12 protein-coding genes are annotated in these 12,927 nt (G+C 69.2%); 8 read left to right on the plus strand and 4 right to left on the minus strand.

The window, feature by feature from the left end; all coding sequences use genetic code 11:
* Positions 1–59: 59 nt before the first annotated feature.
* Positions 60–1,718 carry a helicase-associated domain-containing protein gene (locus ACQFZP_RS01300; protein ID WP_211890085.1) on the minus strand — a complete coding sequence of 553 codons (1,659 nt, stop codon included), beginning with the start codon at positions 1,716–1,718 and terminating at the stop codon, positions 60–62.
* A 26-nt stretch (positions 1,719–1,744) separates the two neighbouring features.
* Positions 1,745–2,014 carry a hypothetical protein gene (locus ACQFZP_RS01305; protein ID WP_104253815.1) on the minus strand — a complete coding sequence of 90 codons (270 nt, stop codon included), beginning with the start codon at positions 2,012–2,014 and terminating at the stop codon, positions 1,745–1,747.
* 142 nt (positions 2,015–2,156) lie between these two features.
* Here ACQFZP_RS01305 and ACQFZP_RS01310 point away from each other — a divergent pair, with 142 nt between their 5' ends.
* Entirely contained in the window at positions 2,157–2,540 is a 384-nt protein-coding gene (locus ACQFZP_RS01310; protein WP_104253894.1) for a cold-shock protein, read from the plus strand.
* The gene (locus tag ACQFZP_RS01315; protein ID WP_211890086.1) at positions 2,540–3,748 is read left to right on the plus strand and encodes a DUF3027 domain-containing protein; all 1,209 of its coding nucleotides are present in this window, start codon (positions 2,540–2,542) and stop codon (positions 3,746–3,748) included. Before ACQFZP_RS01310 ends, ACQFZP_RS01315 begins: the two co-directional genes overlap by 1 nt.
* A 103-nt stretch (positions 3,749–3,851) precedes the next feature.
* On the opposite strand, the gene serC is transcribed toward ACQFZP_RS01315, so the two are convergent.
* Positions 3,852–4,967 (minus strand): phosphoserine transaminase, encoded by a 1,116-nt coding sequence (gene serC / locus ACQFZP_RS01320; RefSeq protein WP_179556327.1) that lies wholly within the window; start codon positions 4,965–4,967, stop codon positions 3,852–3,854.
* 76 nt (positions 4,968–5,043) lie between these two features.
* On the opposite strand from serC, the gene ACQFZP_RS01325 reads away from it, so the two are divergent.
* From ACQFZP_RS01325 to ACQFZP_RS01345, 5 genes are all read left to right on the plus strand, one after another.
* On the plus strand, positions 5,044–5,781 hold the full coding sequence (locus tag ACQFZP_RS01325) for a metal-dependent transcriptional regulator (protein ID WP_179556328.1): 738 nt from the start codon (positions 5,044–5,046) through the stop codon (positions 5,779–5,781).
* 276 nt (positions 5,782–6,057) lie between these two features.
* A complete protein-coding gene (locus ACQFZP_RS01330) occupies positions 6,058–7,152 on the plus strand; it encodes a C40 family peptidase (RefSeq protein ID WP_211890087.1) in 1,095 nt (364 codons plus the stop codon).
* Between the two features lie 181 nt (positions 7,153–7,333).
* Positions 7,334–8,512, plus strand: a complete 1,179-nt coding sequence (locus ACQFZP_RS01335; protein WP_211890088.1) for an NlpC/P60 family protein — start codon at positions 7,334–7,336, stop codon at positions 8,510–8,512.
* 193 nt (positions 8,513–8,705) lie between these two features.
* Positions 8,706–9,746 (plus strand): C40 family peptidase, encoded by a 1,041-nt coding sequence (locus ACQFZP_RS01340; protein ID WP_249311993.1) that lies wholly within the window; start codon positions 8,706–8,708, stop codon positions 9,744–9,746.
* Positions 9,747–10,081: 335 nt separating this feature from the next.
* Entirely contained in the window at positions 10,082–10,576 is a 495-nt protein-coding gene (locus ACQFZP_RS01345) for an HNH endonuclease (RefSeq protein ID WP_104253808.1), read from the plus strand.
* An 11-nt stretch (positions 10,577–10,587) separates the two neighbouring features.
* Here the strand turns inward: ACQFZP_RS01345 and ACQFZP_RS01350 are convergent, their stop codons facing one another.
* Complete coding sequence (locus ACQFZP_RS01350; protein WP_211890089.1) at positions 10,588–11,040, minus strand: SRPBCC family protein; 453 nt, start codon at positions 11,038–11,040, stop codon at positions 10,588–10,590.
* A 33-nt stretch (positions 11,041–11,073) separates the two neighbouring features.
* On the opposite strand from ACQFZP_RS01350, the gene ACQFZP_RS01355 reads away from it, so the two are divergent.
* On the plus strand, positions 11,074–12,837 hold the full coding sequence (locus ACQFZP_RS01355; RefSeq protein WP_211890090.1) for a helicase HerA-like domain-containing protein: 1,764 nt from the start codon (positions 11,074–11,076) through the stop codon (positions 12,835–12,837).
* The last annotated feature ends 90 nt before the right edge of the window (positions 12,838–12,927 follow it).

The raw sequence follows: 12,927 nt of genomic DNA on the forward strand, positions 1-12,927 counted from the left end.
ACTCGTCGGCATCGGTGCGCCTGAGTGCTTGTCGGTGAAGCGCTCCGAATGCGTGGGCGCTACTCGACGTCCGGCTGTTCGGAGAGCTGGACTTCGAGGATCGCGCGGATCGGCAGGGTTCGCTCGACGTCGGCCGCGAGGTCGCGCGCTCGCAGGCGTCCCGCCGCGACGCTCATCGGGACGAGTCGGAGGGTGGTCTCCTTGCCGCCGCCGAGGTCGACTCTCACCGTCACTTCGCTCTTCGCCCGCCTGGCGACCTCCAGCTGCCGCTGCACCCACGTCTGCGCGTCGTCGCCGGCATCGAGCCGGGTCGCCTCGTCGTGCAACGCGTCGGCGAAGCGCAGTGCCGCGTCACTGGGACCGAGCTCCCGGTCGGGGGCCGTCTCCCTCGGTCGCAGAGGAACGAGCTGGCCCTCGGCGTTCTCGGCGCTGGCCGGGTATCGAGCGTCGAGGAGCATCAGCACGACCGTGTCTCGAGAGGCTGAGGAGACGAGCGCGCCTTCCCCCGACTGGCGCAGCCCGAGCGGAGCGACCGCGGCATCCACCCGGAGCGCGTCCATGAGGGCTGGGTCCTGGCTCGTGACGATGGTCCCCGGTCTCACGGGATGCTCGCGGACCCGGACCCGACCGTGCCGGTTCGAGGCCTCGCGGAGCAGGTACTCGACCGGTTGCGGGATGCCCGTGAGGGAGAGCCTCGCCAGCGTCGCCTCGATCTCGGCGATGGAGAGGCCCGTGCCGAGGGCGTGCGTGACGGACGCCTCGGAGAGGCGGTAGCTCGACGCGAGCCCGCGTCGCTCGAGGGACGCCACCGCCTGCAGCGCCTGCTCGTCGACGGGGGCGAGCGGGCCGGGCGCGATGATCGAGAGGTCGGGCTGCAGGTAGACGCCTGCCACCTCCTCAGGGAGCGCGGACGCGAGGAGCTCTGCCGCGGCCCGGAGGTCGTCGTGCGTGAGCAGGAGCCCGAGCTGGCTGAGTCGGCCCTCGACGGTCAGCCCGAGGAGCTCCGTCTGCGGGGTCGCGTGGCTCGCGCTGTCGCGGAGCAGGCCTGCGCGGTTCGCCACGCTGAGCTCGGCCAGCCAGCACTCGGCCAGTCGGCGCCAGCGATCGAGCGGGGCGCTCAATCTGAATGCGCGCCCGGCGGCCGTCGGGCGCATGGCATCCGCGACCGGACTGCAGAGGCCCAGGTCGAGCATCCACTCGAAGAGCGGCGAGAGCACGGTCTGCTCGGTGTGCAGCTCGGCGGCGATGCGCCGGACCGTCGTGGCGCCGAGTTGCAGGCCACCCCGACCGTCCCGGTAGGCGCGCGGGGCGAGGTCGAGCGAGGCGATCGCGTCCGCCGCGAGCTGCGCTGCGCCGTGGGCGCGCTCTGTGGCCTGGGGGAGCGGCGCGAGGTTCGCCCGCTCGACCGACACGTCGTCGCCCGCCCCGGCGAGCTGTCGGGTGAGCGCGGCGGATGCGGCGGGCAGGAGCTCGGGAGCCTCCGGTGTGCCGACGGCGAGACCGCGAAGCCGCGCGTTCTGCAGCGCCTCCACCGAGCCCGAAGCCAAGCGGGATGCATCCCGCCAGCCGAGCTTGCCCACGGCCTCGCCGATGTCGGCCTCATCTGCGAGGGCCTCGGCGATGTCCATGGCCCCGTTCGAGCCGCGCATCGACAACCTGCGCCAGCTTGCGAGGGCGGCGAGGTCGGTGCGATCGAGGCTGCGGAGGAGTTGGAGCACCCGCAGCGCGCTCGGGGAGGCGTCGATCAGTTCTCGGACCTGCCCCGCGAACGTCGGTTCGCGACGACGCGCCAGATGATGAGCGAGAGGATGAGGAGGAACGCGATCGGGAACCCGAGGTAGGTGACGAAGAGCAGCGTCGGCCAGATGGGATTGGTTGCGTCCACTTCGATGCCGAGAAGCGGCGTCGCGAGAAGCACCAGGAGCGCGATGAACGAGATCGCCGCGATGCCGAGGGACATGAATGCGAGGATGCGTTCGCCCTTCGCGATGGGGGCGCCGTTGGAAGAGGTCACCGAACCAGACTAATCGACATGCGCGCCACCGTAGACTGGTTCGGATCAGCCGCACGCCGCGGCCGACCAGGGGAGACGAAGTTCGCCGCCCCGCCTGTGAAAGTTCGATCTGGTGCTCTACGCGCCGAACAAGGAGATGGCCATGCCCACCGGCAAGGTGAAGTTCTACGACGAGGACAAGGGATTCGGTTTCATTGCGGCCGACGACGGTCAGGAGATCTTCCTGCACGCGACGGCGCTGCCAGCAGGGACCTCGTCGGTGCGCCCGGGAACGAAGCTCGAGTTCGGCATCGCCGACGGCCGACGCGGTGCGCAGGCGCTGTCGGTTCGCGTCCTCGAGGCGCCCCCGAGCGTCGCGCGCATCCAGCGCAAGTCGCCTGATGACATGGCGGTCATCATCGAGGACCTCGTGAAGCTGCTCGACACGGTCGGCGGCGCGATGCGTCGAGGCCGCTACCCAGAGAAGCCGCAGGGCGCGAAGATCGCAGCGATGCTCCGTCGCGTCGCGGACGACTTGGACGCCTGATGACGAACGAGGCCGTGCTTCCAGCCCCGCTCGGGGTCGCCCTCGACGCGGCCGAGCTCGAACCTTCGCGACGGCTCGCGTGGGCCGCGCTGCTGGACGTGACGCCGGCCTCGGAGCTCGGCGAGCTCGTCGCCGTCGTCCCGGAGACGGATGACGGGGTCTACACCCTGCAGTACACGACCCGCCTGCCTGGATACCCGGACTGGCGCTGGAACGTCTCGCTGGTTCGGCTCGTCGACCAGGCGGAGCCGACGGTGCTCGAGGTCGAGCTGCTGCCCGGAGACGGGGCTCTGCTCGCACCCTCGTGGGTGCCGTGGTCCGACCGACTCGCCGATTACGAGGCCGCCCAGCTGCTCGAGGCCGGTGAAGCCGCCGAGGTCGGCGGCGAGCCGGCCGAGGCGACGGGTGAGGAGCCCGCTCCGAAGTCGAGCAAGCGCATCCGCCGCACTCGTACGCGTCGCCGCATCGGCGCCGATGGGACCGCCGAAGTCGAGCCGACAGGCGCTGAGTCGGGTGAGGACGAGGCCACCGCCGCTGAGCCGGGTCAGCTCGCTTCCGCCGAGGATATCGACGCGGGCGCAGCGGCTGAGAAGCCGAAGAAGAAGAAGCGCAAGAAGGACAAGTCCGCGAAGAAGGCGAAATCGGAGGCTGGAGACGAGCTCGCGGCTGGCAGCGTTGAGCGCGGTGGCACTCCCGAGGACGCCTCCGGCGCTGCCGTCGACGAAGCACCGAGCGAGGGCAAGCCGAAGAAGTCGCGGCGCAAGCGTGTCGACCAGGCCAGTCCCGAGGCGATCGAGCTGACCGACGGCAGGCCGGACGAGGCATCCGACGAGACTGCCCCGCAGAAGCCCGAGCGTCGGAAGCGCAAGAAGGCCGTCAAGGCGGCAGACGCCGCGCCGGTCGTTGAAACGGGTGCGGCCGACTCGGCCGACGGGCCCGTCGCATCCGACCGGGTCGCTGCGGTGCACGCCGAGCCCGCGAAGGCCAAGGCTCGGGGCAAGCGCCGCCGCGTGGTGGTCGTGCCGAGAAGCGAGGACGAGCTCCCGGCGCAGGATCCCGTCGAATTCGGTGAGGCAGCCGACATCCGCGAGTTCGCCGACGACATGGACGACGTGTTCGATGGCGTCGATTTCGAGCCTGAGACGCCTCCCGACGACTCGCGGGCCGCGGACTCGACCGCTGCGGACACGGCTCGCACGGAGGACTAGCGCGACGCGGGCACCTTCCGCGGAGAGGGAAGGGGCGTCACCAGCAGCTGCTGGTGACGCCCCTTCTTCGTGCGTCGCTTCTCGCTCAGCGCGAGAGATCGACTCAGCCCAGGTGCTCGATCACGTAGTCGATAGCACCGGTGAGACGTCGGACATCGTCGGGGTCGACGGAGGTGAAGGTCGCGACCCGCAGCTGATTGCGGCCGAGCTTGCGGTAGGGCTCCGTGTCGACGATGCCGTTGGCACGGAGAGCCGCAGCGATCGCGGCGGCGTCCACGTCGTCGTTGAAGTCGATCGTCGTGACGACCTGCGAGCGTTCCGCCGGGTTCGAGACGAACGGGGTCGCATACGCCGAGGCCTCGGCCCAGTCGTACATGATCCCGGAGGATGTGCGGGTCCGGCTGTCGGCCCAGGCGAGTCCGCCGTTGCCGTTGATCCAGTCGAGCTGGGCCTCGAGGAGCAGGAGCGTCGAGATCGCGGGGGTGTTGAGCGTCTGGTTCTTCCGCGAGTTCTCGACCACGTGGCTGAGCTTCAGGAAGTCGGGGATGTAGCGGTCTGAGGCCGCGATGCGCTCGATTCGCTCGAGAGCGGCGGGCGACGCGATCGCGATCCAGAGGCCACCGTCCGAACCGAAGTTCTTCTGCGGAGCGAAGTAGTAGACGTCCGTCTCGCTGATGTCGATGTCGACGCCGCCGGCAGCGCTCGTCGCGTCGATGACGGTCAGTGCGCCCTCGTCACCGTGCACGCGGCGGATGGGGGCCATCGCGCCCGTCGACGTCTCGTTGTGCGGCCAGGCATAGACGTCCACACCGGCAAGGGCCTCGGGGGCGGCGATGGTGCCGGGCTCGGCGGAGCGCACGTCAGGGGCTGTGAGCCACGGGGCGGCTGCGGCCTTGGCGAACTTCCCGCCGAACTCGCCGAACGTCAGGTTCTGGGCGCGGTCGGCGATCAGGCCGAAGGCAGCCGAGTCCCAGAACGCGGTCGACCCGCCGTTGCCGAGGAGGACCTCGTAGCCGTCGGGAAGTCGGTAGAGCGACGAGAGCCCGGAGCGGACCCGGCCGACCAGGTCCTTCACCGGCGCTTGGCGGTGCGAGGTGCCGAGGATGCTCGTGGCCCCTGCGACGAGGTGGTCGATCTGTGCGGGCCGTACAACCGACGGGCCGCAGCCGAATCGGCCGTCGAGCGGAATGAACTCAGTCGGGATGCGAATGTCAGGCATGCTGCAAGCCTATGCGCGCGAGTGGCCTCGCTCGCCGCTAGGCTTGGCGGACCAATGCAACGGGAGGTGGCGGGGCGTGACCAATCTGGTGGACACCACGGAGATGTATCTCCGCACCATTCTCGACCTCGAGGAAGAGGGCATCACCCCGCTTCGCGCTCGGATCTCCGAGCGGCTCGGCCACTCGGGGCCGACGGTGTCGCAGACGATCGCCCGCATGGAGCGCGACGGACTCGTCTCCGTCGCGAGCGACCGCAGGCTCGTGCTCACCATCGACGGTCGGGCGAAAGCCACCCGAGTGCTTCGGAAGCACCGCATCGCCGAGGGGCTGCTCGCGAACGTGATCGGCCTGGACCTCGCGCAGGTGCATGAAGAAGCCTGCCGCTGGGAGCACGTCATGAGCGACGAGGCCGAGCAGCGCATCTTCGAGATGCTCGGGCGCCCGAGCGAGTCGCCGTACGGCACGCCGATTCCCGGGCTCGACGAGTTCGGCGCCGAGCCCGCTGAGGAGTTCCTGTCCGGCGTCGTGAGCGTCTCGACGCTGCTCGAGGTCGCGGCGAGCGGCGCGACGTCGACCGAGCCGGTCCTCGCGAAGGTGCGTCGCCTCGGCGAGCCAGTCCAGTCCGACCTGCAGACCCTTACGCTGCTCCGCGAGGCCGGGGTCCTTCCTGGCACCCAGGTCACGCTGCAGCGTCGCGGTGCGTGGATCGGTCTCCTGCCCGCGTCCGGCGGCATCGGTGTGGAGGTCTCGCTGGAAACCGCAGAACACGTCTACGTGGATGCGATCCTGAGCCCCGAAGGTGCGCTAGGCTGAGATCTGGTCACGGCCAGCTGAAGATCTCCTCCGCGTTCTGCGGACCTCGAAGCGCCTGACTTCCGCTCTATTCCGGGACTCGTTACCTCGGCGTTAGGGTTCTGACACCGAAGCGTGACAATTCACAGGTTTTCCACTAGTGTTGTCCGAGTCATGAGCTATGCAATCTGCATAGCTGGCAGGCCGAGGCGCCGCATCCCGCTCCTCGACCTAGCTTCCCCTGGTAACAGGCAAGAGCGGGATCGGCTCCCAGGAGTCAGGCGCTGGAGGAACGACTTGGAAAACTTTTCGAACGCCACGGCACCGCTGACGCGACGCCAGGCTCGTGAGATCGAGCGCCGCACGGGCCAGCGCCCGGTGGCGACCGTCGGTGTCGCGGGTGTGTCCGCGCCGGTGATCGAGGCTTCGGTCGCAGAGATCACCTCAGCGCCCTCTGCATCTGTGCACGACACAGCTCACATCGAGCGCAACGAACTCGGTGCGCTCGTCTCCGTGCTTCCCACGACCACGGCACTGCCACAGGTCGCTGGCGATGAGGCCGTCGAGACGAAGCTCGCCGAGGTCATCGAGATCCCCGAGGCATTCACGGGGCGCTCGCTGAGCATCCGCGCTGCCAAGCCTGCCGCAGTCGTCGCTCGCCAGCGTCGACGCACGGCAGGTGGCTTCGCCGCCGCTGCCACGGCAGCCGCGATTGCGACGGCTGGCGTCGTCGTTCCGGCCGCAGTGGCTGACGGCAACGGTGCCGACCAGGCCCAGGCCAACCTCGTCGCCGCTACGACCGTTGAGACGGACGCTCCGGCGGCCGAGCCCAGCGCGACAGCCGAGGCCACCGAGGAAGCGACCGCTGAGCAGGTCTCTGTCGACCTCGTCGCGGCCCCCGAGGTCGCGGTCGACCGCACCGAGTCGAGCGTCGTGACGTTCTCGAGCGACCAGGTCGCCGAAGTCGTCGCAACTCCTGAGCCCTCGGCAACGGCAGACACCCGCGCCTCGACCGGTGGCACGACGTCCACCGGCGGAAGCACCTCCGGCCAGGCCACTTCGGCTTCGACCGGTGGACTCAGCGTCGACTCGTCGAGCGTCTCTTCCGCCGCCATGAGCTACGTCGGCACGCTCTTCGGGTCGTGTGACCTGCTGACGCAGGCTGCGTATGCAGCAGTCGGCATCTCGCTCCCGCGTGGCGTCTCCGCGCAGGCAGCGATGGGCACACCGACCACGAACCCGCAGCCCGGCGACCTCGTCGTCTGGCCCGGCGAGCACATCGGCATCTACGCGGGCAACGGAATGGTCATCGACGATCCGGGCGACGGCTCGCGGTCGGTCATGTACCGCTCGATCTCGTGGGGCAGCCCCTACTACGTGACGCTCCGCTAAGCAGCGATTCACCTCGACAAGCGCGTCCAGCTTCTGCTGGGCGCGCTTCGTCGTTATGGCTCCGTGATTCCACGTGCATCGATTTGTGACCTGGCCGTGACAATTCTGTGACCTTTGTGTAGGCTCGTACGCGTCGAGGATGCCGGCTCCAACGGTGTTCGAAAACACCCGAGGAGAAGTCTTGAGCACATCGAGCACCCCGCGCACGGACAGCACCAAGGTGCTGACCCGCCGCGAAGCCCGCGCGATCGAGCGGCAGACCGGAGTTCGGCCCGCCGCGGCTCCCGCGGCAGTCACCGGCGTCTCTGCCCCGGTCATCGACGCGTCCATCGCCGAGCTCTCGGCTGCGGAGACCTCGCGCCCTGACGCCACAGCAGCATCCGTGCACGACACGGCTCGCATCGAGCGCAACCAGCACGGCTCGCTCGTCTCTGTCCTTCCCGTTGCGCCCGCTGTCGACCGCGCCGCCTTCCAGGCAGCCGAGCAGGCCGACGATGCGCCCTCGGCCGACGTGACCCCCATCTCGGAAGCCCTCACGGGCCGAGCGGTGAGCATCCGTGCGGCCAAGCCGGCCGCGCTCGTAGCCCGCGGTCGCCGCCGCACGGCCGCGAGCTTCGCCGCCGCCGCGACGGTTGCCGCCGCCGCCACGGCAGGCATCGTCGTCCCAGCGGCTGTCGCAGATGGCAAGAGCGAGGTGCAGTCACAGGCCAACCTGGTCGCAGCGACCGCACCGGACGCAACTGCCGCTCCCGCCGACGCCACCACGACTCCCGCCGCGGAAGCTGCGCCCGCCGAGGAAGTCGCCCTCGTTGCGGCTCCCGAGGTCGCCGTCGACCGCACTGACTCGACCGTCGTCTCCATCTCGAGCGACGACCTGGCCGCGGTCGCCGAGACCCCGACCCCGACGCCGACTCCCGAGGAGACTCAGGAGCCAGAGGCGGAGTCGTCGACGTCGTCCAGCACATCGTCCGGCGGCGGCACCAGCAGCCAGACCTCGACGACCTCGTCGTCGTCATCCTCGTCAGGTGCTTCCTCATCAGGATCGGGCAACGTCGACACGTCGAGCTTGATCGCCGCCGCGCACAGCTACGTCGGCTCGTACTTCCCCGCCTGCACCGATCTCACCAAGGCCGTCTACGCCACGCAGGGCATCTCGCTGTCTGGATCGGTCAGCAACCAGATCGCAGGCGCCCGCCAGACGTCCAGCCCCCAGCCCGGCGACCTCGTCGTGCAGCCAGGAGCGCACATCGGCATCTATGCCGGCGACGGAATGGTCATCGACTCACCCGGATACGGCGGCAAGGTCGTGCAGTACCGCTCCATCTGGTGGAGCAACCCCGTGTACTACACGTTCAACTAGGTTCGGCCAGTTCGGACTCGTTGCATCACGACGCCGCGCACAGCATCTGCTGTGCGCGGCGTCGTTGTTCGTGACCTAAACGTGACGTTTTGGGATGCTTCTGTGATCTGAGCGTGACAATTCCGTTATAAACGGTTACGCTCGTCGGAGTCCAGGGCACCGGTTGGTGCTCAGCTCCACCCGAAGGAAATCCATGAGCACCACGCTGACTCGTCGCGAGGCACGCGCCATCGAACGCCAGACCGGTGTGCGCCCCGTCGCAGCTGCCACGAAGTCGCTGAGCGCATCGGCGTTCGCCTCCGTCGCCAACCATCTGTCCTCTGCATCCGCTCAGATCGAAGAGACGGGTCGCATCGAGCGCAACGCGATGACCTCGCTTCTCTCGGTCGTCCCTGCCGAGCAGGCCGCGGCCACGTCCGCCGGAGCGGCCTCATCCGGACCCGCGGTTCCAGCATCGTTCGCGGGCGAGCGCGCCATGACGATCCGTGCCCCACGCCCCAAGCAGCTCGTCGCCCGGCGCCGCGTCGCCGGCGGCCTCGCCATCGCGGCGTCGCTCGCCGCCGTCACGACCGCAGGCGCCATCGTGCCGAGCACGATGGCGGCGCCGGCCAGCGAGGCAAGCCTCTCCAGTGCCGTGACAGCCCAGGACGGCACCTCCGACGACACCAACGCAGACGCGCAGAACGACCAGGCATCCGTCGAGGCGGCCATCGCCGATGCGGTTGCCGATGCGACTCCCGCCGTTCCTGCACCAGAGACCGTCACCGACCGCACCGAGACATCGGTCGTCAGCTTCAGTGCAGACCAGGTCGCCGCCGTGGCGACGCCCGAGCCAACGGCCGACGCGACTTCGGCAGACGCGACAAGGGCTGACGCCAGCGGAGCGACCGGACAGAGTGCTGTCGGCGCCAGCGTCGTCGAGACCGCCTCGCAGTTCATCGGCGTCTCGCCGTACGTGTTCGGGGGAGCGACGCCAGACGGCTTCGACTGCTCCGGTCTCGTGAAGTACGTCTTCGGCCTCCACGGTGTGGATGTCGCGCACGGCGTGAGCGCGCAGGCGGCCGCCGGAACGCGTGTCTCCGACCCGCAGCCGGGCGACCTCGTCATCTTCCCGAACTTCCATGTCGGCATCTACGCCGGCAACGGACAGATGATCGACGCTCCGACCGAGGGTCGCATGGTCGAGCTCGGCGGCCTCGACGCCGGTGGCAGCTACTACTTCGTGCGCCTCTGACCCCTCGGTCCTCCTGATGCGGGAGGGGCAGCTTCCTGTCTCGGGCCTTTCCGGCCCGTGAACAAGCGAAGATGCCCCTCCCGCATTCTGCATGCGTGGTCTACGCTGATGCCAGATCGACGACACTCGGGAGCGTCAATGAGGGCACGCAGCAGCATCCACGCCACGGATGCGCGCGCGTGCTCAGCCCTCGACGTCTACCAGAGCGGTGAAGCCTGTCAGACCATGCGAATACAGGCCGACGAGTCTCGTCAGTCCATCTACCTACTCGATTCAAGGGTGCCGCCGATCCGGGCGGTGCCCTTTTTTCGTACGGATGCGAAAGCAGGTCCGCGATGCGAACTCTCGTCCTGAACGCAGGCTACGAACCACTCGGGGTGGTCTCCGACCGGCGGGCGCTCGTGCTGGTGCTCCACGGCAAGGCGAGCGTCATCGACGTGGATGAGGAGCACCCCGTGCTCGCGTCCAGCGGCGTCTGGGAGCGGCCTCGCGTCATCCTGCTCACCAGGTACGTGCGCGTGCCCATGGCGCGCATGCAGCCCGTCAGCCGGAAGGGAGTGCTGCGCCGGGACGCGAACCGGTGCGGCTACTGCGACGGGTTCGCGAACACGATCGACCACATCCTGCCCCGCTCGAGAGGAGGGCGCGACAGCTGGGAGAACCTCGTCGCGTGCTGCCTGCGCTGCAACAACGTCAAGGGCGACAAGACGCCGGGGGAGATGGGGTGGCGACTTCGCCTCACCCCACGGCCGCCGCGGGCCACCGGCTGGTCACCGCGCAGCGTCGAGCGTGAGCTGCCGGAGTGGGCCGCCTACCTGCCAGCCGCTTAGCGGTTCCGCTGTCAGACGGCGGCGAGCTGCTCGGCCCATGATGCGAACGCGTCGGCACGTTCCTTGAGCTCGCGGTCGAATACGGGCTTCGTCGCAGCTCCGAGCGTCGAGGCGAAGACCGGGGAAGCGAGCTTGTACGTGTACTTCCAGGTCGCCTTCGTGCCGCCGTCGACGGCCTCGAACCGCCAGCCCTCACCGAACGAGGCGAGCCAGGCCGGGCCCTTGACCATCTCTGCGGCGCTCATGAGCGGCGCGTGCACAACACGCAGCTCGAGGATCATGCGCCGCCCGCTCGGGGTCTTCGTGAAGAAGTGCGCGCCAGGGTGGGGTGCGCTTGCGCCGCGGATGTACTGGCTGCGGACGACGCCAGGGTCCCAGCTGCGTGCCTCGCCGACGGTGTGCGCGAGCGCGAACGCGTCGTCGGGGGAGAGTGGCACGATCACGGACGCTTCCAGCTGAGGCATGGAACCAAGTCTAGGAGTGACTAGCCTGGTGCCATGACTGACGCCGATGCCCGTATCGAAGCCGCACGCAGAGCACTCGAGGAAGCCACGGCCGCCCTCGCTGCCGCCGAGGCAGAGGCTGAGGCCTCCGCGGCCGCCGAGTCCGAGCCCGTGCCCGAGCCCGCTCCCGCTCCCGCCACCGCGGCGAGCGTCTCCGGTCCGCTGGACGAGCAGCAGCTCGAGGCCGTGCGTGCCGGGTACGCGTTCGAGGCGGCTGCGCTCGAGATCGGCGCCATCGTGAACGGCGAGGCCGTGCCAGGGGTGCCGGTGCGCATCCCGCTTGCGATGACGAATCGCCACGGGCTCGTCGCTGGGGCAACTGGCACCGGCAAGACGAAGACCCTGCAGGTGCTCGCCGAGCAGCTCTCGGCGGCTGGGGTGCCCGTGTTCGCGGCCGACATCAAGGGAGACCTGTCCGGCATCGCCACCCCGGGTGAGCCGAACGACAAGCTGCTCGCGCGCACGCGGGGCATCGGCCAGGACTGGGTGCCCGCTGCCGCGCCGACCGAGGTGTTCTCGCTCGGCGGGCGGGGCATCGGCGTTCCGATCCGCGCGACCGTGTCGAGCTTCGGACCCCTCATGCTGTCCAAGGTGCTCGGCCTCAACAAGACGCAGGAGTCGAGCCTCGGCCTCGTCTTCCACTTCGCAGATGAGCACGGGCTCGCGCTCGTGGACCTGTCGGACCTGCGCACGGTGCTCCAGTACCTCACGAGCGCAGAAGGCAAGGCCGAGCTCGAGGGAATCGGCGGCCTCTCGAAGCAGACCGCCGGCGTGATCCTGCGGGAGCTCGTGAACTTCTCCGAGCAGGGCGCTGACATCTTCTTCGGCGAGACCGAGATCGATACCCGTGAGTTCCTGCGTGTCACGGACGACGGGCGTGGGGTCGTCAGCCTGCTCGAGCTCCCCGGAGTGGCCAGCAACCCGGCGCTCTTCTCGACGTTCCTCATGTGGCTGCTCGCGGACCTGTTCAACGAGCTCCCCGAGGTCGGCGACCTCGACAAGCCGAAGCTCGTGTTCTTCTTCGACGAGGCGCACCTGCTCTTCTCCGGCGCCTCGAAGGCATTCATCGAGCAGATCACGCAGACGGTTCGGCTCATCCGCTCCAAGGGCGTCGGCATCTTCTTCGTCACGCAGACGCCCAAGGACGTGCCGGACGACGTGCTCGCCCAGCTCGGCTCGCGCATCCAGCACCAGCTGCGGGCACACACGCCAGACGACGCGACCGCTCTGCGGCAGACGGTGCGCACGTATCCCAAGAGCGGGTACGACCTCGAAGAGGTGCTCACGCAGCTCGCCACCGGTGAGGCGATCGTCACGGTCATGAACGAGAAGGGCGCGCCCTCACCGGTCGCCTGGACTCGGCTGCGCGCCCCGCAGGCATCCATGTCGCCGACCCCGGAAGATGGCCTCCGGCAGCTCGTCGCCTCGTCGTCCCTGTACCCGCGGTATGCGCCGGTGCTCGATCCGCAGTCGGCGCATGAGGTGCTCACGTCGAAGATGAACGCCGCGGCAGAGCGGGAGCGCGCGGAAGCTGCGGCCGCCGAGGCCGAGAAGCAGGCCGCGAAGGATGCGAAGGAGCGGGAGCGCGCCGAGAGGGCCACGCGCTCGCGCACGCAGACCCGCACCACCACCAGGGCGAGGCAGGATACGGGCGGCGGCAATGTCGTGAGCGACCTCCTCGGCTCGCGCACCGGCCAGACGATCGTGCGCGAGGTCGTGCGCGGCGTGTTCGGCACGCTCTTCAAGAAGCGACGCTGACCGGCCGAGCGCGGTCCGGCCGGGCATGACGGAGGCGGGTGGCGGATCTCCTCGATCCACCACCCGCCTCCGTCATGCTGCCGCGTCGTT

The sequence above is a fragment of the Pseudoclavibacter sp. Marseille-Q434 genome (genome assembly GCF_050315415.1).
In the GTDB taxonomy this organism is placed as follows: domain Bacteria; phylum Actinomycetota; class Actinomycetes; order Actinomycetales; family Microbacteriaceae; genus Pseudoclavibacter.

Coding starts and splice junctions, on each gene's coding strand:
- ACQFZP_RS01310 (WP_104253894.1), top strand. CDS start 2,157: ATGCCCACCGGCAAGGTGAAGTTCTACGACGAGGACAAGGGATTCGGT.
- ACQFZP_RS01315 (WP_211890086.1), top strand. CDS start 2,540: ATGACGAACGAGGCCGTGCTTCCAGCCCCGCTCGGGGTCGCCCTCGAC.
- serC (WP_179556327.1), bottom strand. CDS start 4,967: ATGCCTGACATTCGCATCCCGACTGAGTTCATTCCGCTCGACGGCCGA.
- ACQFZP_RS01340 (WP_249311993.1), top strand. CDS start 8,706: ATGAGCACCACGCTGACTCGTCGCGAGGCACGCGCCATCGAACGCCAG.
- ACQFZP_RS01345 (WP_104253808.1), top strand. CDS start 10,082: ATGCGAACTCTCGTCCTGAACGCAGGCTACGAACCACTCGGGGTGGTC.
- ACQFZP_RS01350 (WP_211890089.1), bottom strand. CDS start 11,040: ATGCCTCAGCTGGAAGCGTCCGTGATCGTGCCACTCTCCCCCGACGAC.
- ACQFZP_RS01355 (WP_211890090.1), top strand. CDS start 11,074: ATGACTGACGCCGATGCCCGTATCGAAGCCGCACGCAGAGCACTCGAG.